18 protein-coding genes are annotated in these 22,853 nt (G+C 71.5%); 10 read left to right on the forward strand and 8 right to left on the reverse strand.

Translation table 11 applies throughout. The features are described 5' to 3' along the window. Positions 1-10: 10 nt before the first annotated feature. Both PX701_RS13650 and PX701_RS13655 read left to right on the forward strand, forming a co-directional pair. Positions 11-226, forward strand: coding sequence for a DUF3499 family protein (locus PX701_RS13650; RefSeq protein ID WP_231431562.1), 216 nt, complete (start codon positions 11-13; stop codon positions 224-226). Further along, positions 223-1,659 carry a phosphomannomutase/phosphoglucomutase gene (locus PX701_RS13655; RefSeq protein ID WP_275506609.1) on the forward strand — a complete coding sequence of 479 codons (1,437 nt, stop codon included), beginning with the start codon at positions 223-225 and terminating at the stop codon, positions 1,657-1,659. The genes PX701_RS13650 and PX701_RS13655 overlap by 4 nt, the downstream gene beginning before the upstream one ends. Before the next feature lie 33 nt (positions 1,660-1,692). On the opposite strand, the gene PX701_RS13660 is transcribed toward PX701_RS13655, so the two are convergent. Further along, positions 1,693-3,633 carry a glycosyltransferase family 2 protein gene (locus PX701_RS13660; protein WP_275506610.1) on the reverse strand — a complete coding sequence of 647 codons (1,941 nt, stop codon included), beginning with the start codon at positions 3,631-3,633 and terminating at the stop codon, positions 1,693-1,695. An 89-nt stretch (positions 3,634-3,722) separates the two neighbouring features. Between PX701_RS13660 and ahcY the strand changes: the two genes are divergently transcribed. Continuing rightward, positions 3,723-5,204, forward strand: a complete 1,482-nt coding sequence (ahcY, locus tag PX701_RS13665) for an adenosylhomocysteinase (RefSeq protein ID WP_231431560.1) — start codon at positions 3,723-3,725, stop codon at positions 5,202-5,204. Positions 5,205-5,305: 101 nt separating this feature from the next. Here ahcY and PX701_RS13670 read toward each other — a convergent pair whose 3' ends face one another. Beyond that, positions 5,306-6,166, reverse strand: a complete 861-nt coding sequence (locus tag PX701_RS13670) for an RDD family protein (RefSeq protein ID WP_275506611.1) — start codon at positions 6,164-6,166, stop codon at positions 5,306-5,308. A gap of 17 nt (positions 6,167-6,183) precedes the next feature. Between PX701_RS13670 and PX701_RS13675 the strand changes: the two genes are divergently transcribed. Further along, a complete protein-coding gene (locus tag PX701_RS13675; protein WP_275506612.1) occupies positions 6,184-7,182 on the forward strand; it encodes a stage II sporulation protein M in 999 nt (332 codons plus the stop codon). 142 nt (positions 7,183-7,324) lie between these two features. Here PX701_RS13675 and PX701_RS13680 read toward each other — a convergent pair whose 3' ends face one another. The 6 genes from PX701_RS13680 to PX701_RS13705 all read right to left on the reverse strand — a co-directional run bounded on the left by PX701_RS13680 (position 7,325) and on the right by PX701_RS13705 (position 13,748). After that, complete coding sequence (locus PX701_RS13680; RefSeq protein WP_275506613.1) at positions 7,325-8,062, reverse strand: aquaporin; 738 nt, start codon at positions 8,060-8,062, stop codon at positions 7,325-7,327. Positions 8,063-8,230: 168 nt separating this feature from the next. Beyond that, the gene (locus PX701_RS13685; protein ID WP_275506614.1) at positions 8,231-9,568 is read right to left on the reverse strand and encodes a DUF58 domain-containing protein; all 1,338 of its coding nucleotides are present in this window, start codon (positions 9,566-9,568) and stop codon (positions 8,231-8,233) included. A gap of 46 nt (positions 9,569-9,614) precedes the next feature. Then, complete coding sequence (locus PX701_RS13690; protein WP_275506615.1) at positions 9,615-10,721, reverse strand: AAA family ATPase; 1,107 nt, start codon at positions 10,719-10,721, stop codon at positions 9,615-9,617. Continuing rightward, positions 10,718-11,986: a DUF4350 domain-containing protein gene (locus PX701_RS13695; protein ID WP_275506616.1), complete on the reverse strand. Its 1,269-nt coding sequence runs from the start codon at positions 11,984-11,986 to the stop codon at positions 10,718-10,720. The genes PX701_RS13690 and PX701_RS13695 overlap by 4 nt, the downstream gene beginning before the upstream one ends. Then, complete coding sequence (locus PX701_RS13700) at positions 11,983-12,633, reverse strand: DUF4129 domain-containing protein (protein WP_275506617.1); 651 nt, start codon at positions 12,631-12,633, stop codon at positions 11,983-11,985. The genes PX701_RS13695 and PX701_RS13700 overlap by 4 nt, the downstream gene beginning before the upstream one ends. Positions 12,634-12,635: 2 nt before the next feature. Beyond that, complete coding sequence (locus PX701_RS13705) at positions 12,636-13,748, reverse strand: DUF7847 domain-containing protein (RefSeq protein ID WP_231431552.1); 1,113 nt, start codon at positions 13,746-13,748, stop codon at positions 12,636-12,638. Positions 13,749-14,150: 402 nt separating this feature from the next. Here PX701_RS13705 and mtrA point away from each other — a divergent pair, with 402 nt between their 5' ends. From mtrA to secA, 6 genes are all read left to right on the forward strand, one after another. Beyond that, positions 14,151-14,831, forward strand: a complete 681-nt coding sequence (mtrA, locus tag PX701_RS13710) for an MtrAB system response regulator MtrA (RefSeq protein ID WP_231431551.1) — start codon at positions 14,151-14,153, stop codon at positions 14,829-14,831. A 17-nt stretch (positions 14,832-14,848) separates the two neighbouring features. Beyond that, positions 14,849-16,519, forward strand: coding sequence for an MtrAB system histidine kinase MtrB (mtrB, locus tag PX701_RS13715; protein WP_231431550.1), 1,671 nt, complete (start codon positions 14,849-14,851; stop codon positions 16,517-16,519). Beyond that, a complete protein-coding gene (locus PX701_RS13720) occupies positions 16,512-18,215 on the forward strand; it encodes an LpqB family beta-propeller domain-containing protein (RefSeq protein WP_231431549.1) in 1,704 nt (567 codons plus the stop codon). The genes mtrB and PX701_RS13720 overlap by 8 nt, the downstream gene beginning before the upstream one ends. A gap of 95 nt (positions 18,216-18,310) precedes the next feature. Then, positions 18,311-19,150: a ComF family protein gene (locus tag PX701_RS13725; RefSeq protein WP_275506618.1), complete on the forward strand. Its 840-nt coding sequence runs from the start codon at positions 18,311-18,313 to the stop codon at positions 19,148-19,150. Positions 19,151-19,173: 23 nt separating this feature from the next. Beyond that, positions 19,174-19,878 (forward strand): ribosome hibernation-promoting factor, HPF/YfiA family, encoded by a 705-nt coding sequence (gene hpf / locus PX701_RS13730; RefSeq protein ID WP_231431547.1) that lies wholly within the window; start codon positions 19,174-19,176, stop codon positions 19,876-19,878. A 179-nt stretch (positions 19,879-20,057) separates the two neighbouring features. Continuing rightward, a complete protein-coding gene (gene secA, locus PX701_RS13735) occupies positions 20,058-22,853 on the forward strand; it encodes a preprotein translocase subunit SecA (RefSeq protein ID WP_231431546.1) in 2,796 nt (931 codons plus the stop codon).

Genomic DNA, 22,853 nt, shown 5'->3' on the forward strand with positions numbered 1-22,853 from the left:
TTGATCTGCCATGAGACGTTGTTCGCGCACCGCATGCGCCGCCGAGGCGGTCGCGACCCTGACCTTCGACTACGCCGATTCGATGGCCGTGCTCGGGCCGCTCGCGACCGTGCCAGAGCCGCACGGCTACGACCTGTGCGCCCGCCACGCCGAGCGCACGTCGGCACCGGTCGGCTGGCAGGTCGTGCGGCACGTCTCGCTCGGTGAGGTAGGTTTCAAGGCATGAATCCCGCTGCACCCTCCGGCGCTCGCGCGCGCCTCGACGCGATCGTGAAGGCCTACGACGTCCGCGGAATCGTGGGCGAGGGGCTGACTGAAGAGACCGTCGAGGCTCTCGGCGCGGCCTTCGTCGACGAGGTCGCCGCTGCAGGTAGCCGGATCGTCGTCGGCCATGACATGCGTGACTCCTCGCCCGGGTTCGCGGCGGCGTTCGCAGCGGGTGCCTCGGTACGCGGAGCCGACGTCGTCTCGATCGGGCTGTGCTCGACCGACGAGAGCTACTTCGCATCCGGTTCGTTCGACGCCCCGGCTGCGATGTTCACGGCCAGCCACAACCCCGCCGCCTACAACGGCATCAAGTTCTCCCGCGCCGGCGCGCAGGGCATCTCGCTCGACACCGGACTCGCCGCGATCCGCGATCGCGCCGCCGACTACCTCGAGGGCGGCATCCCCACGGCTGAGACCGCCGGCGTCGTGAGCCAGGCCGATGTGCTCGCCGACTACGCGGCCTACCTGCGGTCGCTCGTCGACCTGTCGAGTGTTCGCCCGCTGAAGATCGTCGTCGACGCCGGCAACGGCATGGGCGGACTCACCGTGCCCGCCGTGCTCGGCGAGGCCGCCGGCCTGCCTGCGCTGCCGCTCGAGATCGTGCCCCTGTACTTCGAGCTCGACGGCACCTTCCCGAACCACGAGGCGAACCCGCTCGAGCCCGCGAACCTCGTCGACCTCCAGCGCGCCGTGGTCGAGCACGGCGCCGACCTCGGACTCGCGTTCGACGGCGACGCCGACCGGTGCTTCGTCGTCGACGAGCAGGGTGGCGCGGTGAGTCCCTCAGCCGTCGCAGCGATCGTCGCACTGCGCGAGATCGCACGCGTCACCGCGGCGGGCGAGACCGGGGTGAACGTCATCCACAACCTCATCACGTCGCGCTTCGTGCCCGAGACGATCGAGGCGGCCGGGGCGATCCCCGTGCGTACGCGCGTCGGGCACTCGCTCATCAAGGACCAGATGAAGGCGACCGGGGCGGTGTTCGGCGGCGAGCACTCGGCCCACTACTACTTCCGCGACTTCTGGGGCGCCGACAACGGCATGCTCGCCGCGATGCACGTGCTCGCCGAGTTCGGGGCGCAGTCGGCACCGCTGTCGGAGGTCGCCGCCCGCTTCACGCCGTACTCGCTCTCGGGCGAGATCAACTCGGTCGTCGACGACGTGCCCTCGGCCTACACGCGCGTGGTCGAGGCGTTCACCGGCCGCGGCGAGTTCGACGAGCTCGACGGCCTGACCGTCACGGGCGTCACGGCGGGAGACGAGCCGTTCTGGTGGTTCAACGTGCGCCCCTCGAACACTGAGCCGCTCCTGCGCCTCAACGTCGAGGGCGGCGACGAGCCGACCATGGCTGCCATCCGCGACGAGGTGCTCGCGCTCATCCGCGTCGAGTAGGTTCCCAGATCGTGGTGCCGGTGCCCGCTCGCTTCAGGTCCCGTCGGCGACGATCTCAAGGCGCGCACCGCGCAGTCCGACGACGAGCCGGAGCGGGAGCGCGATTTCGCGCGAACCGATCACCCCGGTAAGTCGAAATGTCCCGGGCCGCATTCGCGGGAACCCGATCCGGAGGACGGTTTCGCCGGACTCGCCGGAGGCGAACTCGATCTCGCCGGTCACGTCGGTCGAGGCGGAGGCGGTGAGCATCGGCCCGATAAGAGGTACGCGCGCGGCTCGGCGCCACCGTGGAACGTCCTCGTCGGGCCTCGCCTGCGCCGTTGCCACACCGACGACGGTCGTTGCACCGAAGACCGCGAGTGGTGGAACGACCGGTATGACGACATCGAACCGACCGAACGTTCTCGTCACGTCGGCCGAAGCCGCGTTCAGCGATACATGGTCGAGGATCTGCTCGGGCTCGCCAAGACTGATCATGAGGACACCGCGATCGTCGAATTGTGCGATCGCGGCGCGGCCATCGATCACCGCGGGCGCGGAGCTCAGGCTCCCGGCGACGGTTCTGTGATTGATGTGGGCTGCGAGCGACGTACGCGCGTTCACGCTCCACTCACCGTTCTGCATCGGCTTGCCGAGGATCGAACTGCGCGGATCGATGGCCGACGAGAACCGCAACTCGAGCGTCAGCCTGCCTTCGGAGTCGACACGACGCAGCCGCTCGACCTCCGTCGTCAGCAGCCAGACGGCCTTCGTGGCCTCGTCGCGCACACCGAGCTCGACGGAGGCGCGCGCGACGTCGTCTTCGGCATCTCGGAGCTCGGCGGGGAGAGCGGCCTCGAGTTCGGGCGGAAGATCTCGGACGACTCGGCCGTTGGCCCCAACCCGGAGGCGGGGGCCCGCGAGCTCTCTGCCGGCCCACGACGCGCTGCCGGTGAGCATGAGCCTCCCGTCCTGCCACGCCAGACGTTCGATCGTCGCTCGGCCGGACACACCGGCATCCACCGTCGCCAACATGCGTGCAAGATCGACCCTGCCGTCGGCGATGAGGAAGGTCTTCGCGCGTTCATCCACCGTCAGTTCGCGCTCGAGCTCCGGTGTGAGCAGGGAGTCCACGTATCTCCTCGCCATGGCGTCCGCCGTCGCGACGTCGGCCGGGTCGTCGATGCTCACCTTGGTCAACACGAAGCCGAGGATGCGTGCTCGGTACTGCACGAGCAGGAGCGCGTCGCGAAGCGGGTGGAGCCGCGGCTCCTGAAGCGTCGTCCTGATTCGATCGATGAGCTCGGAGAGCCGGTGCCAGTACTCGATATGGTCATCCTGGTACTCATCGGCCGAGGAGTTCGCGCCCGTCCAGACCCAGTGATAGAACGCGGTGTCGGCGAGGACGGATACCGTCTTCGCTTTCGCATACACGTCCAGATTGAAGTGGATGTCCTCCCAGATCCGCCGACCGCCTTCGGGAAATCTGATGCGGTGTTCCTCGAGGAGCGCTCGCCGATACATCTTGTGCGGGGTCATCGGCATCAGTGCGACCGGCACCAGCGGGTCCATCGCGTTTCCGCGGTTCTCGGTGAAGACCGTCATCGCCCAGCCCAGGAGGTGGGTACGCGATTCCTTCCCGTTCACGACATCGGCGCCGTGCGCCTTCGCGAGTTCGTATCCGGCCTCAAGGGCATGTGGTCCCAATTCGTCATCGTGGTCGAGGAAGAGGACGTACTCGCCGCGCGCATGTTCCAGCGCCGTGTTGCGCGGGCGGGACGGCCAGCCCGACGGCGGGATGCGGTATGCCGACATGTGGTCGCGTTCACCGGTGATGCCTTGCAGGCGGAGCCAGGTGTCGTCGGGCGAACCGTCGTCGACGAAGATCACCTCGAACTCACGCTCAGGCATCGACTGCGCGTCGAGCGAGGAGACCAGGCGGTCGAGGCCCGGCCCGGAGCGGAACGTCGGCACGATGACGGTGACCTTCAGCATGCGGCTCCTCCAGGGGGTCGTCCTCACACGATCGGGGGCCGTCTCGTGCATCCGCATGCAAGGCTAGCGGGCCTGCGAGAATGGTCGGCATGAGCATCGAGCCCGCCACCATCGCCCTCCCGTTCAAGGTCGCCGACCTCTCGCTCGCCGAGGCGGGGCGACACCAGCTGCGGCTCGCCGAGAACGAGATGCCGGGGCTCATGGCGCTGCGCGCCGAGTTCGGCGCCGCGAAGCCGCTCGCGGGGGCCCGCATCGCCGGCAGCCTGCACATGACCGTGCAGACCGCGGTGCTCATCGAGACGCTCGTCGCCCTCGGGGCGCAGGTGCGGTGGGCGAGCTGCAACATCTTCTCGACGCAGGACGAGGCGGCCGCCGCGGTCGTCGTCGGTCCCGAGGGCACCGTCGACGCGCCCGCGGGGGTGCCGGTGTTCGCCTGGAAGGGCGAGACCCTCGACGAGTACTGGTGGTGCACCGACCGCATCTTCGACTGGAGCGCCGAGGCGACGGCGGCCGGCGCCGACTGGATCGGGCCCAACATGATCCTCGACGACGGCGGCGACGCCACGCTGCTCGTGCACCGCGGTCGCGACGTCGAGGCCGCGGGCGCCGTGCCCGAGGCATCCCCGGGCGACAGCGCGGAGTACCGCGTGGTGCTCGACACCCTGCGCCGCTCGCTCGAGCTCAGCCCCGACCGCTGGACCCGTATCGCCGCCGAGCTCAAGGGCGTCACCGAAGAGACGACGACCGGCGTGCACCGGCTCTACGAGCTGCACGCCGCCGGCGGGCTGCTCTTCCCGGCGATCAACGTCAACGACTCGGTCACGAAGTCGAAGTTCGACAACAAGTACGGCATCCGCCACTCGCTGCCCGACGGGCTCAACCGCGCCACCGACGTGCTCATGGGCGGCAAGGTCGCGTTCGTCGTCGGCTACGGCGACGTCGGCAAGGGCGCCGCCGAGGCGCTGCGCGGCCAGGGCGCGCGCGTCATCGTGAGCGAGGTCGACCCGATCTGCGCGTTGCAGGCCGCGATGGACGGCTACCAGGTCGCCCGCGTCGAAGACGCGGTCGGCGAGGTCGACATCTTCGTCACGTGCACGGGCAACAAGGACGTCATCCGCCTCGAGCACATGCTCGCGATGAAGCACCTCGCGATCGTCGCGAACGTGGGCCACTTCGACAACGAGATCGACATGGCCGCGCTCGAGTCGCTCGCGGGCGCCGAGAAGGTCGAGATCAAGCCCCAGGTGCACGAGTGGCGGCTGCCGACCGGCCGCTCGATCCTCGTGCTGAGCGAGGGACGCCTCATGAACCTCGGCAACGCCACCGGCCATCCCTCGTTCGTCATGTCGAACTCGTTCGCCAACCAGGTGCTCGCCCAGATCGAACTGTGGACCCGTCCCGACGCGTACCCGGTCGGCGTGTACGTGCTGCCGAAGCACCTCGACGAGAAGGTCGCCCGCCTGCACCTCGACTCGCTCGGCGTGCAGCTCACGACGCTGAGCCCCGAGCAGGCCGCCTACATCGGCGTGCCGGTCGAGGGCCCGTACAAGGTCGACCACTACCGGTACTGAGCGCGTGCATCCGCTCGTCGGCGAGCCGGCGGGCGGTGCGCGGCGTGCGGCGCCGCGCCGGAGTCCGACGTGCGTGCGGCGCGGATGCCTCGTGGCCGACGTCAGCGCTCGGGGAACCCGGCCGGGCGCGACGTGAGCACGGGCGCGAGTGCGGCGATGCGCGCATCTTCGAGCGAGAGCGCCGCGGCGTCGCGTTCGCGGCGGAGCGCGGCGACCCCGGCGAGGAAGAGCTCGGGCGGCGCGGCCGGCACCGGCGACACGTAGGGGGAGACCTCGGCGGCGAGCGACGCGGCGACGCGTGCGCGGCTCTCGGGCACGAGGTGCTCGACGTTCGCGAAGAACGACGCGACGCGTCGCGCGAGCGGGTCGGGCAGTCGTGCGACGTCGGCGGTCGTCGCCCACGCCGCGAGCTGCACCGGCACGCCGAAGGCGTTCGACGGCGGCGCAGGCACCCGCTCGACCTGCGAGTGGGTGCCGGCGAGGATGTCGCCGAGCCGCTTCGACGACGGATTGAGGAAGCCGACGAGCAGCGCGAGCCCGCCGAACGTCATGTAGATCTCGACGACGCCGACGAGCGCGCGGATGAACGCGTGCCGGAATCCGCTCGCGCCGCCGTCGTCGCGGACGACCCGGAGTCCGAGCGCGAGCTTGCCGAGCGAACGACCGCGGGCCGCCGTCTCGACCGCCGTCGGCACGATCACGATGACGGTCACGATGCCCGCGATCATCGCCGCGCGCAGCGCCGCCTCGTCGGCGCCGAGGCTCGCGACGATCCAGAGCAGCCCGAGGATGAGCGCGATGCTCACGAGCACGTCGATCGCCGCACCGCCGGCGCGCATGAGCACGCTCGCGGGGCGCACGTCGAGCGAGACCGCCTCGCCGGTGAGCACGCCGTCGTCCTGGAACCGGCCGACCCGCACGAAGGCGGCCCCCTGGGGTGCCGTGCCGGTGGGAGACGCCATGGGTAGTATTCAAGCAGATGGACCTCGAAGCCCTCGCCGCCGCACGCCACGACGACTGGCAGCGGCTCGACGCGCTCGCGCGCGGATCGCGGCGCTTGTCCGGCCCCGAGACCGATGAGCTCATCGAGCGGTACCAGGCCGCGGCATCCGACCTGTCGCTCGTGAAGTCGACGGCGGGCTCGACCGCCCTCGGCGACCGTCTCTCGCTGAGCCTCTCGCGGTCGCGCCTGCGCTTCACGGCCGCGCCCGAGAATCCGCTGCGCCGGCTCGCCCGATTCGTCGCGGCCGACCTGCCTGCCGCCCTCTACCGGCTTCGCTGGCCGACGCTCGCGGTCGCCCTCGCGACGTTCGTGATCGCCGGGCTCTACGCGTGGTGGATCATGGGCGATCCGCGCGTGCTCGCCTCGCTCGGCTCTGAGCGCGAGCTCCGCCAGATCGCGGAGGAGGGTTTCGTCGCCTACTACTCCGAGCACCCGGCCGGCTCGTTCGCGGGATCGGTATGGACGAACAACGCCTGGATCGCCGCGCAGTGCGTCGCGTTCGGCATCCTCGGGGTGTGGGTGCCCTGGGTGATCATGCAGAACGCGCAGAACCTCGGCATCAACGCCGCCATCATGTTCACGTACGACGAGGGCGACACGTTCTTCCTCTACATCGCGCCGCACGGGCTGCTCGAGCTCACGTGCGTGTTCATCGCGGCGGCCGCGGGACTGCGCATCTTCTGGGCGTGGGTCGCACCGGGGCCGAGGCCGCGGGGCGTCGCGCTCGCCGAGGACGCGCGGGCGCTGTTCACGGTCGCGATCGGGCTCGTGTTCTTCCTCTTCGTCGCCGGCGTCATCGAGGGCTTCGTCACCCCGGCGCCGTGGCCGTGGCCCGTGAAGATCGGCATCGGCGCACTCGCGCTCGGCGCGCTCCTCTTCTACATGCTCGTCGTCGGTCGCCGTGCGTGGCGGGCCGGCGCGACCGGCGACCTCGTGGATTTCGAGGCGGGCGCGACCCGCATCGTCGCCGGCTGACGCGCGACCTCCGCCCAGGTCCGTTCCTTCAGCCTCCTCGGGTCGGGAGGCTGCCTCATCGGGTCGGGAGGGCGGACACGACGAAGGCGGATGCCTCGGGGCATCCGCCTTCGTGCGATCGCGGCCGTACGGCCGGGCGAACCTACGCCGTGAGGCGCGTCGGCCGGTCGAAGACCGCCTTGTAGATGATGCCGGCGAGCAGCGCACCGACGATCGGTGCGACGATCGACGCCCAGAGCTGGCTCAGGGCGAGCTGGCCGCCGAAGATCGCGGTCGCAATCGAGCGGGCCGGGTTGAACGAGCCGTTGGTGACGTACCCGGCGACGAGCACGAGCACCGTGAGGGTGAGGCCGATCGCGAGCGGGGCGAGGTTCGACGCGGCGCGGCCGGCCGAGGTGACGCCGAGGATCACGAACAGGAACACCGCGGTCGCGACGATCTCGGCGATGAAGAACGACACGAGGCCGAACCCGCCCGGGGAGAGCTCGTCGTAGCCGGTCGACACGCCCTGGAAGATCGCCATGTCGAACTTCGGCCCCGTGGAGAGGATGCCGAGCAGCACGACCGAGCCGAGGATGCCGCCGACGATCTGCGCGACGATGTAGCCGAGCGTGTCGCGCCAGGCGAACCGGCCGGCGATCGCGAGCCCGAGCGTGACGGCCGGGTTGAAGTGGCCGCCCGAGATCGGGCCGAAGGCGTAGATGCCCACGACGACGGAGAGGCCGAGGCCGAAGGCGACGCCGAGCAGGCCCACGCCGTCGGCCGCCGAGAAGATCGCCGTGCCGATCACGCCGAAGACGAGGATGAAGGTGCCGAGGAGCTCGGCGGTGAGCTTCTTGCCGGTCGAGGGTGCATCGACGGCGGGTGCTGTGTCGGACATCTGAGTGCCTTTCGTTGGGACCGGCTCGGCGGATCGAGCGGTCGGCGGACGCGGCGCACGGCCTCGACGGCGCCTTCCAGAGCGTAGCGACCCCGAACTCGTCGGCGCGTGAACCTCGGGCGAATGTCTCGAATCGAGTCGTCGTGCGACAGCGTGCGTCGCATCGCCTCAGAGCTGCCCGGAGGCCTTCAGGTCGAGGTAGCGGTCGGCGAGGGCCGGCGGCAGCTCGAGCGGCGACGCCGACACGGTCTGCCCGCCGAGCCTGCGGATCGCGGCGGCCACGCGTTCGCCGTCGTCGAGTCCGCGCTGGGCGGCCGCGGCCCGGTACACGGCCTCGAGGTCGTCGTGCTGACGGCCGGCCTCGATGAGCGCGGGGTCGGCGACCGACGCCACGACGACCGTGTGCCGCGAGGTGAGCTGCGGCAGCATCGAGAGCAGAGCGCGTGAGCTGCCGGGGGAGTCCGCGGCGGTGAGCAGCACGACGAGCGCGCGCCGGCTCGTGACCTGGCGGACGAGCCCCGGCACGAGCGACCAGTCGGCCTCGAGCAACTCGGCGTCGATGCCCGCCATCGTGTCGACCATGCGGGCGAGCAGGTCGGGTCCGGTCGCGCCGTGCACGCGCCCGCGGAGACGCCGGTCGGTCGCGAGGAAGTCGACGCGGTCGCCCGCGTGCGTGGCGAGCGCGGCCAGCAGCAGGGATGCCTCGTAGGCGGTGTCGAGGCGGGGTTCGTCGGCGATCCGCGCGGCGGCGGTGCGTGAGGTGTCGGCGACGATGACGATGCGCCGATCGCGTTCGGGACGCCACGTGCGCACCATCAGCCGGGCGTTGCCCGGCACCTCGGGGTCGATGTGGCGCGCGGTCGCGCGCCAGTCGATCGAGCGCACGTCGTCGCCGCGCACGTACTCGCGGATCGAGTCGAACTCGGTGCCCTGGCCGCGGATCAGCAGCGGTGTGCGACCGTCGAGCTCCCGCAGGCGCGTGAGCCGCGACGGCAGGTGCACCCGCGAATGGAACGGCGGCAGCACCCGCACGCGGCCGGGTGCCGCGAGGGTCGCCTGGCGGGCCCAGAGCCCGAGCGGCCCGGCCGAACGGATCGTGACCTGCGCCGTCCGCCGGTCGCCCCGGCGCACCGGCACGAGCCGCAGGGTCATGCGGCGCCGCTCGGCGGGCGGGATGACGAGGCGAGTGCGGTTCGCACCGTCGACGCCGGCCGACGGCTCCCACCCGTCGCGCACGGTGGCGCGCATGGTCCGGCCGCCGAGATTCTGCACCACGAGCACCGAGGCGACCGGTTCACCGAGGCGGACGCGCTCGGGCAGCTCGCGCGCGAACGCCACCCGTCGCGGCGACGCCGCGATCGAGAGGTCGACGGCGCCGGCGCCGACCACGACGAACAGCCAGCCGACGAGCGCGAGCCAGGCCTCGGGCGCGCCGGTGAGCCCAGCGATCACCACGGGGACGACCCCGAGGGCGACGAGCAGGACGAAGCGGCCGGTCAGCGCCATCGGAACGGCTCCGTCGTGATCGGCGTCGGGTGCACCCGCCCCGCGTTCAGAGCGGCACCTGCACCTGCTGCACGATGCCGCGCAGCACCTGGTCGACCGACACGCCCTCGAGCTCGGCCTCGGGGCGCAGCTGGACACGATGGCGCCAGACCGGCAGCAGCATCGCCTGCACGTGATCGGGCGTGAGCGAGTCGTGGCCGGTGAGCCAGGCCCAGGCCTTCGCCGCCGCGAGCAGTCCGGTCGTGCCGCGCGGGCTCACGCCGAGCCGCATCGACGGGCTTCGGCGGGTCGCCCGGGCGAGGTCCACGAGGTAGGCGAGCACGTCGTCGGAGACGCGCACGGCGGCCGCGGCGGAGCGGGCACGGGCGAGCTCGGCGGCGCCGAGCACCGGCTCGACGCCGGCCGCGGCGAGGTCGTGCGGGTCGAACCCGTCGGCGTGCCGGCGCAGCAGCGAGATCTCAGCGTCGCGCTCGGGCACGTCGAGCACGAGCTTCAGTAGGAAGCGGTCGAGCTGCGCCTCGGGGAGGGCGTACGTGCCCTCGTACTCGATCGGGTTCTGGGTCGCGGCGACCATGAACGGATCGGGCAGCGGCCGGGTGATGCCGTCGGCCGAGACCTGGCGCTCCTCCATCGCCTCGAGCAGCGCCGACTGCGTCTTCGGAGGCGTCCGGTTGATCTCGTCGGCGAGCAGGATGTTCGTGAACACCGGTCCCTCGCGGAACGCGAACTCTCCGGTGCGCGGGTCGTAGGCGAGCGAGCCGGTCACGTCGCCCGGCATGAGGTCTGGCGTGAACTGCAGGCGACGCGTGTCGAGCTCCAGCGTGCGGCTGAGCGTGCGCACGAGCAGCGTCTTCGCGACGCCCGGCACGCCCTCGAGGAGGACGTGCCCACGCGTGAGGAGGGCGATGATGAGGCCGGTCACCGCACCGTCCTGCCCGACGACGGCCTTGCCGACCTCGACGCGGACCCGGTTGAGGGCGGCGCGCAGCTCGGCGTCGGGCGAGGCGGCGGGCGCGACGGGTGCGGCGGGCGCGACGGGTGCGGCGGGCGCGACGGGTGCGGCGGGCGCGACGGGTGCGGCCGGCGCAGCCGGGGTGGCGGGTGCCGCCGTGGCTCCGCGCGGGATCGGGTCGTTCGCGATCGGGTCGGTCATGGTCGCCTTCCTGGTCCGGTCTCGGGTGCGAGTCTCGCACGTACGTCGGCTTCGAGCTCGCCGAGCTCGCCCGCGAGGCGCACGAGGTCCGCGTCGCCGACGGGCTGCGCGTCGACGAGCAGCTGCCGCACGGCCACGGGGTCGCGCCCCGTCGATGCGGCGACCGCCTCGGCGAGGCTCGCGACGTCGACCGCGCGCGGGAGCCGCAACGCCTGCGCGAGCCGGCCGATGGAGCCGATGCGCAACTGGTCGAGTGCGTGCAGCCGCGCCGTGTTCCGCGCGTACAGGCGCGCGCGGCCCTCGCTGGTCTCGCCGGCGGGCACCTGCACGGGCAGGTTCTCCGCGACGAGCGGTCCGAACCGGCGACCGCGCCACACTCCTGCGGCGATCGTGAGGATGACGGCGAGGGCGAGCACGGGCGAGACCCAGCCGGGCGTGAGCTCGGCGATGGTGGGCGCTTCGCCTGCGGCGGCGTCCGTCGGCCCGGGCAGGTACCAGGCGAGGCGCTCGGACGCACCCGTCAGGCCGATCGCGAGCGCCGCATTGCCGTGTTCGGTGATGCGGCCGTTCTCGAACGACGTCGTCGCAGGGACGAGCGTGATCTCACCGCCCCGCCCCTCACCGGTGACGACGGCGAATGCGTCGCCCTCGTCGCGGAAGCATCCCCGCCATCCGTCGGCCGCCGCGTCGTCGTCGACCCTGAGCAGCCCCTGTCCGTCCGACAGCGAACCGGCCCGGCGCGCGGCGGGCACGTCGCAGGCGACGTCGTCGAGCGGCCCGCTCGCGAAGCCCGCGAGCCGGACGCCGGGCGCGAGCGCCTCGAGCGCGACGAAGTCGGGGGCGACGACGACGAGCCGGTCGGCGTACAGCCCGAGCTTCGAGTAGCGGTCGGCCGTGAGCACGCCGAGCTCGTCGTACACGAGCACCGTCGATCCGGACTTCGCCGCGTCCAGTGCGAGGTCGTAGCTCTCGACGGGAGTCACGTCGACGCCGTGTCCGCGCAGGACTTCGACGAGCGCCTTCGCGCCGCCGGGCGCCGCATTGTCGGAACCGAGGAGCGGGCCGCCGCCGCGGGCCGTGCCGCCGATGAGGTTGATCGCGAGCACCCCGAGCGCGACGAGGGCGGCGAAGACGATCCAGATGCGCCGGCGACGCAGTGTGGCGCGGATCGTGGGGGTGAGCGCGGTGGCTCCGGCCGGTGCGGCGGGGTCGTCCGGCGCGGTGGGGGGCGGCGCCTCGAGGGACGTCGTGGCGGGCGGGCTCATCGCACCGCCTCCGCCTCGACGTCCGCCGCTCCCGCCGGGCGCGTTTCGGCGATGCGGCGCTCGAGGCGGGTGAGCTCGTCGTAGCCGACGACGTCGCCCGTGCCGTCCGAGTAGCGGACGTCGTCGAACGCGGCTGCCGCGGAGGCGAGGGACCCGGCCTCGGAGGGGAAGGGTCGGGCCGCGGCATCCGCGAAGGCGCCGGCCGTCGTGCCGGGATGGACCTGGACCAGATCGCGGTCGACGATGCCGCGTACGAGCGCACGGAATCGCTCCTCGATCGCGCGCGGCCAGTCGCCGGCGCGGGCCGCGGCGTCGGCGGCCGCGCGGATCTCGCCGAGGTCGCGCACGTCGTGGTCGTCGAAGAGCGGCAGGGGGTTTCGGCGGGCGCGTCGCAGGCGCGGCAGCCCGAACACGAGGAAGGCGACGACGACGAGCGCGACGATCACGAGCACCACGATGAGCGTGACGACAGGCCCGGGCACGCCGCCGGCTCCGCCGAGGAGGTCGGCGATCCAGTCGCGGATCGCCTGCATCGCGAGATCGAATGCCGTGGGCTTCGCGTTCTGGTACTCGGGTTTCTGCAGTTCGTCCTCGAGCCACCGGCGCGCCTCGGGCGCGTCGGGATCGAGCGGGGTCGCGAGGAGCACGATCAGCGCGGGGTCCAGGTCTCGCCAGCCGAGGCGTCGGGCACGGGGCCGTCGTGATGCGTCGCCGCCGGACCGGACATGGTCGGAGTGGCATACGGATCGCCGGTGGGCCGGCCCGCGTCGCGGTCCTCCACGTGGCGCGCGAGTTCGAGGTCGAGGCCCTCCCGGCGCATCCGCAGGTCGATGTAGATGACCGCGACGAGCGCCGCCTGCACGACGGCCGTGATCGCGCTGATCACGATCGTGAGCACGAGCGATACGACGACGGTCGCGATCATGATGCCGATCGAGGCGCCCGAGCCGGTCGGGTCGATGACCCCCGCGAGGATCGTGCCGATCAGCGAGACCGGCTGCGTGACGAGCTGGCTCGCGAAGTAGAGGATGACCGCGACGAGGAGCAGCGTGCCGAACGTCCGCCAGAAGTAGCCGGTCGTCAGCCGCCACGAACGGCGCACGGCCTGTGCGACGCCGGCGCGCTCGAGCACGATCGCGCTCGGCACGACGGCGAGCTTCGTCGTGAGCCACGCTGAGAGGACGAGGAACCCGAGCCCGCCGACGAGCCCGATCACGAGTCCGCCGATGGCGCCGGCCGGGCCGCCCGTGATCGCGGTGCCCGCGACCGCCGCGGCCGCGATGAGGGCGACGAAGCCGATCACGGCCAGCAGTACCGCGCCCGTGACGATCGCCGTCCAGCCGAGCAGCGGGCCGAACCGGCGAGCGGCCCGTCGCCAGAGCGCACCGAACGCGAGGCGTTCGCCGATCGTGCCGCTCGCGACCTCGACGACCATGACGCCCTGCAGGAACGCGCTCGCGACGAGCGTGATCGCGATGGGCACGAGCATGAGGAGCAGGAACCCTCCGACCGCACCGGACGCCAGGGCGTCGGCGTCGTCGGAGGTCGCCGCGCTCTCGACGCGGTTGAAGATCAGGATCATGAACGGGACGATCACGGCGAGTGTCGCGACGACCGTGATGAGCTGCACGATGAGACCGGAGCCGAAGGTCGCGGCCGGGTTGCGCCGCAACGTCTGGAACGGCGCCCACAGCAGGGTGCCGAACCCGAGCGGCCTCAGCGGCAGGAGCCCGGGCTTCGGCGGCGGCGCCCACCCCGGCACGGGCGGCGGAAATCCACCGGCCGGCGGCAACCCGCCGTGGGGCGGGTACGGGGCGGTAGCCGAGTACGAACCCGGAGCCGGATACGAACCCGGAGCCGGGTACGCGGGCGGCGGGTAGTCGCCGCGGGGCGGGGTCGGGGCGACGGGCGGCGGGTACGCGGGCGGCGGGTACTGCCCGGGCGGCGGATTCCCCCCGGCGGGCGGCACGGCCGTGGGCGGGACCGGTGGCTGGGCACCGTTCGCGCCACCCGGCGCCTGCCAGTCGTGATCCGACACGTCTACGCGCTCCTTCCGGCGGGGTGCCCCCATGCTCGCACATTCGGCCGATGCGCACCCTCGACCGGTTACGCTGGGGGACACCGGATTCCGCCGGGCGATCGGCTGCTGACAGGAACGAACGGGATGACTCCACGCGTACTCGTCGTCGACGACGACACGGCCCTCGCCGAGATGATCGGCATCGTGCTGCGCACCGAGGGCTTCGAGCCCGTCTTCTGCGCCGACGGCGGCGCCGCGGTCGCCGCGTTCCGCGAGCACAAGCCCGACCTGGTGCTGCTCGACCTCATGCTTCCCGGCATGGACGGGATCGAGGTCTGCGGCCGGATCCGCGCGGAGTCGGGCACGCCGATCATCATGCTCACGGCGAAGAGCGACACGGCCGACGTGGTCAAGGGGCTCGAGACCGGCGCCGACGACTACATCGTGAAGCCGTTCAATCCGAAGGAGCTCGTCGCCCGCATCCGCACGCGGCTGCGGCCCACGCCCGAGACGGCGTCGGCGACGCTGCCGATCGGCGACCTCGTGATCGACGCGGCCGGCCACGAGGTGCGCCGCGGCGACAGCCGCATCAACCTGACCCCGCTCGAGTTCGACCTGCTGCTGACGCTCGCCTCGAAACCGCAGCAGGTGTTCACGCGCGAGATGCTGCTCGAACAGGTGTGGGGCTACCACTACAAGGCCGACACCCGCCTCGTGAACGTGCACGTGCAGCGGCTGCGCGCCAAGGTCGAGCACGACCCCGACAACCCCCGGATCGTGATGACGGTCCGCGGCGTCGGCTACCGTGCCGGCGCCACCACCTGAGACCGGGCGACGGGCGGATGACGGAGGCCCATGCCGCGGCGATGCCGTTCGCCGGATCGTGGCGAGAGCAACCGAGGCGGCTCGCGGCACTGTGGCGACGCTCCCTGCAGTTCCGCACGGTCGCGATCACGCTCGCCCTCTCATCCCTCGCCATCTTCGTGATCGGCCTCTACATCTCGTTCAGCGTCGCCTCGAACCTCTTCCAGAACCAGCTCGACGAGTCGCTCGGCGCATCGAACAACGCGACCACCGCGGCGCAGAGCATCCTCAACTCGTCCGACGCGAGCGACCGTGCGTCACTCCAGGCCCTCATGAACTCGACCGCGCGCACCGTCCAATCCGTGTCGGGGTCGACCGCGATCGCGTACTTCCGCATCGACGAGGAGCCGAACAGGGTCGCTCCGCCCGATCGCGGCGCGCCCGCGCTCGACGGCGTCATCACCGAGGAACTGCAGCAGCGCGTCGCCGACAACCCGGAGGGGCAGTTCTGGCAGTCGGTCGCGCTCGAGGACGGCGCCGGCGGAACCGATCCGGGTGTCGTCGTGGCGTCGAGCATCACCGTGCCGCAGGCCGGCCGCTACGGGCTCTACATCGGCTACAACTTCGCCGACGCGCAGGAGACGCTCGCCTTCATGCAGACCGTCGGCATCATCGGGGCGATCGCGCTGCTCGCCCTGCTCAGCGCGATCACCCTGCTGGTCGTCCGCTGGGTGATCGAACCGATCCGCTCCGCGGCGGCCACGAGCCGCCGACTCGCGGCGGGCGACCTCGGGGTGCGCATGCCGTCGAAGGGCGAAGACGAGCTGGCCACCCTCGCCGCCTCGTTCAACGGCATGGCCGACAGCCTGCAGGCCCGCATCCGCGAGCTCGCCGAGCTCTCGGTCATGCAGCAGCGATTCGTCTCCGACGTCTCGCACGAGCTGCGGACCCCGCTCACGACGATCCGGCTGGCGGGCGACGTGCTGTACGGCCAGCGCGACGACTTCGCAGGTCCCACCTCGCGCACCGTCGAGCTGTTGCACACGCAGACCGACCGGTTCGAGACGCTCCTCGCCGACCTACTCGAGATCAGTCGCTACGACGCCGGCTCGGTCGAGCTCACGACCCAGCCGACGAACCTCGTGCACCTCGCAGGCGACGCGATCGAGTCGATGCACGAGCTGGCGCGCGAGCACGGCTCGGAGCTCCGGCTCGTCGCACCCGGCGGGCACCTCGACGCCGATGTCGACCCGCGCCGGATCCGGCGCATCGTGCGCAACCTGCTCGGCAACGCGATCGAGCACGGCGAGGGCAAGCCGATCGTCGTCGCCGTCGACAGCAACGAGTCGGCGGTCGCGTTGTCGGTGCGCGACTACGGACTGGGAATGACCGAGGTGGAGAGCGCCCGCGTGTTCGACCGCTTCTGGCGCGCCGACCCGAGTCGCACCCGCACGATCGGCGGCACCGGGCTCGGGCTCGCGATCTCGCTCGAGGACGCGGTCGCCCACGGCGGCGTGCTCGACGTCTGGTCGAAGCCCGGGGCCGGCAGTGTGTTCCGGCTCACCCTGCCCCGCACGCGCGACGCCGAGGCGGTGGTGTCGCCGCTGCCGCTCGAACCCGACGACGTCGATGCGACCGGACCGCCGCCCACGGGCGTCGTGACCGCGATCGACCTGGATGCCTCGGACGGAGGTCGGCACGATGCGTAGACGCCCGTTCGCGGCATCCCTGCTGCTCGTCGTCGCAACCATGCTGACGGGTTGCGTCGCCCTGCCCACGTCAGGGCCGGTAGGGGTCGGCCACCCCGATCCGGTGGAGGAATCGCTCGAGCTCGACACCTTCGTGCGCGGCCCGCAGCCGGGCGCCTCGCCCGAGCAGATCGTGCTGGGCTTCATCGATGCGGCGGCGAGCCCGCGGGGCAACTATCAGGTGGCGCGGCAGTACCTGACCGACGAGTTCTATCCCGAATGGCATCCCGACGCCGGGACCACGATCGACGTGCGCGCCGACCGCACCATCGATGCGCCGAAGGTCGCCGACGGCGCGACCGAGTCGGAGGTCTCGGTCACGGCGACGCCCGCCGCAGCGCTCACGGCCACCGGGCAGTACGAGCTGCCCGAGACGACCGCCGAGGCGACGCTGCCGTACCGTCTCGTCACCGTCGACGGCGAGTGGCGCATCGCCGAGGCGCCGCAGGGCCTGCTGATCGACGAACTCACCTTCAGCGAGGTGTACCGCTCCTACGAGCTCTACTTCTACTCGGCCGACTTCCGCTACCTCGTGCCCGACCTGCGCTGGTTCGCACGCACCGATGCGGCGCAGACGAACGTCGTGCGGGCACTGCTCGCCGGACCGGCCGAATGGCTGCTCCCCGGAGTGAAGACCTCGTTCCCGGAGGGCACGGCGCTCGAGCAGAGTTCGGTGCCGATCGCGAACGGCACCGCGAGCGTCGACCTGTCCGGGGCGCAGTTCGAGGACACGCGCACGGTGCAGCGCATGCAGGAGCAGCTCGACGCGACCCTCGTCGGCAGCGTGCGAGACGTCAGCGACGTCGCCCTGTCGATCGACGGGGCACCCCAGGACCCGCCGCCGCTCGCCGATCCGCCGATCCAGAATCCCGCGGTCGATCCGCGACCCGTCGTGTACGACGGCACGAGCTTCGGCCACCTGGCCTCGTCGAACGACGAGATCGAGCCGATCGACGGCGTCTCGCCCCAGGTCGAGGGACTCGCACCCGACGGAGCCGCGGTCGGCGCCGGCGGAACGTCGGTCGCGGTGCGGAACGATGCGGGGGTCTCCCTCGTGCGGGCGGGCGAGGAACTCGCCGAGCTCGACCCCCGCCCCGGCCTCATCGTGCCGGCGATCGACCCGCAGGGGGTCGTGTGGTCGGTGCCGGCGGCCGCGCCGGGCGAGCTGGTCGCGTACCCGCCGTCGGGCGACCCGATCCCGCTCGCCGTGCCGTGGGTCGGCTCGACGATCGCCGCGCTCGAGGTGTCGCGCGACGGCACGCGCATCATCGCGCTGCTCGGCGACGGCACACGCGCCCGGTTCGTCGCCGCGTCGATCGAGCGCGACGAGAACGGCCTGCCGGTCGCGCTCGGCAAGACCGTGCTGCGACTCGCGAGCATCGCAGGCACGCCGCGCGACGTCGCCTGGCTCGATGCGAACCGGGTCGCCGCCCTCGTCGAGCTCCCGGGCGGCGACACCCGCGTGCTCGTGCAGGACCTCGGCGGCGTGCCCGACGACACCGCCGGTCCGGCCGACGGCCGTTCGCTCGACGCCGGCAACGGCGAGCGGAGCCTGCGCGTACTCACCTCCGGCGGGGCCCTCGAGGTGCCGAGCGGCGTCACCTGGCAGGAGCGGGCGACCGACCTCGGTTTCGTGTCGGTGCAGATGCCCGACTGAGCCGACCCGTCCTCCCCAGGCGCCGGCTGCCGACATCGTCCGCGTGCGGCTCGGCCCGCGGCCCCGACGCTCGTGATCCGGGACAGTCTGGTCGCATGAACGCCGGGCTTCGCACGCTCACCGCACTCGCCGCGGCCGCCGGGGGAGCCGTGCTCGACGCGCTCGCCGTGCTCGTGCCCGTCGTCTGCGCCGGGTGCGGACGGCCCGACCGGAGCGTCTGCGGCGAATGCCGCGTGCAGCTCGCCGGATCGCCGCGGGCGGTCCTCCGGGAAGGCCCAGAGGGCGCGTTCGCCGTGCACGCGGCGCTCGAGTACGAGGGGGTCGCGGCTGCGGTGATCGGCGCCTTCAAGGACGGCGGACGAACCGACGCCGCGCCCGTGCTCGCGACCGCCCTCGGCGATGCGATACGAGCGGCGCTCGACGCGGTCGCACCCCATCGGCCCGGCGGCGAGGTCGGCCACGCCGCGGCGAGCGGTCGAGACCCGAGCACGCCGATCGAGATCGCCGTCGTCCCGTCGACGCGACGCGCGATGCGCGAGCGCGGCTACGCCCCGGTCGAGTTGCTGCTCGCCCGGTGCGGCCTGCGCCCGGCCCGGGTGCTGCGACTCGCTCGCGAACGCGCCGACCAGGCGGCGCTCGGGGCCGACGCGCGACGCGCGAACGCCGCCGGGGGCCTCACCGCCGACCGTCCGCTCGACGACCGCTCGTTCCTGCTCGTCGACGACGTCCTGACGACGGGCGCGACCATGGCGGAGGCCGCCCGCGCGCTGCGTGCGGCAGGGGCGTCGACCGTCGGCGCGGCCGTGCTCGCCGAGACCCCGCTCCGCCATGTTCGGCTCTCGGCGAACTCGACGGAAACACTCCGTGACTTTGCCGGGCGGGCGGGCTACGGTGGCAGGACAGGCGTGGTCGATCCACCCTTCAGAACCGGGTGACACGCCGGTGAACGGAGGTCGTCATGGAACTGAACATCGTCGGACGAAACCTGGGGATCACGGACCGTTTCCGCGCCTATGCGACGGAGAAGTCCGAGAAGGTCACGCATCTGACCGACCGCGCCATCTCCCTCGACGTGAAGCTCAGCCGTCACAACGAGAAGAACGGCAACCCCGGGCTCGATCGCGTCGAGCTCACGCTCTTCGGCAAGGGGCCCGTCGTGCGGGCCGAGGCCGACGGCACCGACAAGTACGCGGCGTTCGACGTCGCACTCGGGCGATTGCTCGAGCGGATCCGCCGCGCGAAGGACCGGCGCAAGGTGCATCGCGGCGGCAACCACCGGCACACCTCGCTCCGCGAGGCGGCCGAGGCCGGCTTCAACGGGGTCGGCGTCCAGGCGGCCGGCGTCGAGGTGCTCGAACAGGTGCGCACCGGCAGCATCCCGGTGGTCGAGACGACCGACGAGATGGGCGACGACGAGGTCTACACGCCCGTCGTGATCCGTCGCAAGGTGTTCGCGTCGGCACCGATGACCGTCGACGAGGCGCTCTACTTCATGGAACTCGTCGGACACGACTTCTACCTCTTCATCGACTCCGAGACGAGCCGGCCGAGCGTGGTCTACCGCCGCAAGGGCTGGGACTACGGCGTCATCGGCCTCGACGAGCACGGCGAGGGTGCGATCGACACCCCCGTGACGAGCGGGCGCGAGCCCGTGGCATCCTGATCGGAACAGGCTTCGCCGACGACCCCGCCACCGCATCCGAGGATGCGGTGGCGGGGTCGCTCAGGTCGCGGCCCACTAGCATGGCTATGATGACCGCTGCACAGGCGGCAACGGGCGCCGAGGCCACCCGAGGCCTGCACCCGATGATGCGGCGCCGATGAAACAACAGGAGAACATTCGTGGCTTCGATTCTTGAAAAGGTCCTCCGCGTCGGCGAGGGTCGAACCCTCAAGCGGCTCGAGAACTACGCGGCGGCGGTCAACGCACTCGAAGAGGGCTTCAAGGCGCTCAGCGATGACGAGCTGAAGCACGAGACGGTCGAGCTGCGCGAGCGCTACGCGAGCGGCGAGTCGCTCGACGACCTGCTGCCCGAGGCCTTCGCAGCCGTGCGCGAGGCGAGCCGGCGGACCCTCGGCCTCCGCCACTTCGACGTGCAGCTCATGGGCGGCGCCGCCCTGCACCTCGGCAACATCGCCGAGATGAAGACCGGTGAGGGCAAGACCCTCGTCGCGACGACCGCGGCCTACCTCAACGCGCTCACCAGCCGCGGCGTGCACGTCATCACGGTCAACGACTTCCTCGCGAGCTACCAGTCCGAGCTGATGGGTCGCGTCTTCCGCGCCCTCGGCATGACGACGGGCTGCATCGTGGCCGGCCAGACGCCGCAGGTGCGACGCGAGCAGTACGCGGCCGACATCACCTACGGCACGAACAACGAGTTCGGCTTCGACTACCTGCGCGACAACATGGCCTGGCAGGCCTCCGACATGGTGCAGCGCGGCCACCACTTCGCGATCGTCGACGAGGTCGACTCGATCCTCATCGACGAGGCGCGTACGCCGCTCATCATCTCTGGCCCCGCGTCGGGCGAGGCGAACCGCTGGTTCGCGGAGTTCGCGCGCCTCGCCGACCGCCTCGTCGCCGGCGAGGACTACGAGGTCGACGAGAAGAAGCGCACCGTCGGCGTGCTCGAGCCCGGGATCGAGAAGGTCGAGGACTACCTCGGCATCGACAACCTGTACGAGTCGGCGAACACGCCGCTCATCTCGTTCCTCAACAACTCGATCAAGGCCAACGCGCTGTTCAAGCGCGACAAGGACTACGTGGTGATGAACGGCGAGGTGCTCATCGTCGACGAGCACACCGGCCGCATCCTCGTCGGCCGTCGCTACAACGAGGGCATCCACCAGGCGATCGAGGCGAAGGAGGGCGTACAGGTCAAGGCCGAGAACCAGACGCTCGCGACCGTCACGCTGCAGAACTACTTCCGCCTGTACGACAAGCTCTCCGGCATGACCGGTACCGCCGAGACCGAGGCGGCCGAGTTCATGTCGACGTACAAGCTCGGGGTCGTGCCGATCCCGACGAACAAGCCGATGGTGCGCATCGACCAGCCCGACCTCGTCTACAAGAACGAGGAGGCGAAGTTCGCGCAGGTCGTCGAGGACATCGTGGAGCGCCACAAGAAGGGCCAGCCCGTGCTCGTCGGCACGACGAGCGTCGAGAAGAGCGAGTACCTCTCGCGCCTGCTCGCGAAGAAGGGCGTGCGGCACGAGGTGCTGAACGCGAAGAACCACGCACGTGAGGCGGCGATCGTCTCGCAGGCGGGCCGGCTCGGTGCGGTCACCGTCGCGACGAACATGGCCGGCCGCGGCACCGACATCATGCTCGGCGGCAATGCCGAGTTCATCGCCGTGCAGCAGATGCACGAGAAGGGGCTCTCGCCCGCCGAGACGCCAGACGAGTACGAAGCCGCCTGGGACGACGTGTTCGAGGCCGTGAAGGCCGAGGTCGCGGTCGAGGCCGAGAAGGTGCTGGCCGCCGGCGGTCTCTACGTGCTCGGCACCGAGCGCCACGAATCGCGCCGCATCGACAACCAGCTGCGCGGTCGATCGGGCCGTCAGGGCGACCCGGGCGAGAGCCGGTTCTACCTGTCGCTCACCGACGACCTCATGCGCCTCTTCAACGCGGGTGCCGCAGAGAGCCTCATGTCGCGCGGGGTGCCCGACGACGTCGCGATCGAGTCGAAGGTCGTGACGCGAGCGATCCGTTCGGCGCAGTCGCAGGTCGAGGCGCGCAACGCCGAGATCCGCAAGAACGTCCTCAAGTACGATGACGTGCTGAACCGCCAGCGCGAAGCGATCTACTCCGACCGCCGCCACATCCTCGAGGGCGACGACCTGCACGAGCGCACCCAGAAGTTCCTCGACGACGTCATCGACGAGGTGCTCGACCAGCACACCGCCGACGGCAACCCCGACGAGTGGGACTTCGACGCGCTGTGGGCCGAGCTCAAGACGCTCTACCCGATCGGCATCACGATCGACGAGGTCGTCGCCGAGGCCGGCGAGAAGGGCCGCGTGAACCGCGAGTTCGTGCGTCGCGAGATCATCTCCGATGCGAAGCTCGCCTACCAGCGCCGCGAGCAGCAGCTGGGCAGCCCCGCGATGCGCGAGCTCGAGCGCCGCGTCGTGCTCTCGGTGATCGACCGTCGCTGGCGCGACCACCTCTACGAGATGGACTACCTGAAGGACGGCATCGGGCTCCGTGCGATGGCCCAGCGCGACCCGCTGGTCGAGTACCAGCGCGAGGGCTACGCGATGTTCCAGCAGATGATGGGCTCGATCCGCGAGGAGACGGTCGGCTTCCTGTTCAACCTCGAGGTCGAGGTCGCCCCGCAGGCCGGAGCCGGCGCGGCCACCACGATCGAGGCCAAGGGACTCGCGCGCGAGTCGACGCCCGACGAGAAGCTCAGCTACACCGCGCCGAGCGACTCGGGCGGCGTCGAGGTGCGCAACCAGCGCGGCCAGGTGCAGCAGGCGGCGACGCAGCGCGCCCGTCGCGCCGTCGCCGAGAGCCAGTCGCCCCAGCAGGCCGTCGAGGGCGGAGAGCGCGGGGCGTTCGGCCAGCGGTCGGGCGGCGAGGCGCCGCAGAACCGCGCCGAGCGTCGTGCGCAGGAGCGCAAGGGTCGCTGA

Source organism: Agromyces chromiiresistens, assembly GCF_029167465.1.
GTDB classification, from domain to species: Bacteria; Actinomycetota; Actinomycetes; order Actinomycetales; family Microbacteriaceae; genus Agromyces; species Agromyces chromiiresistens.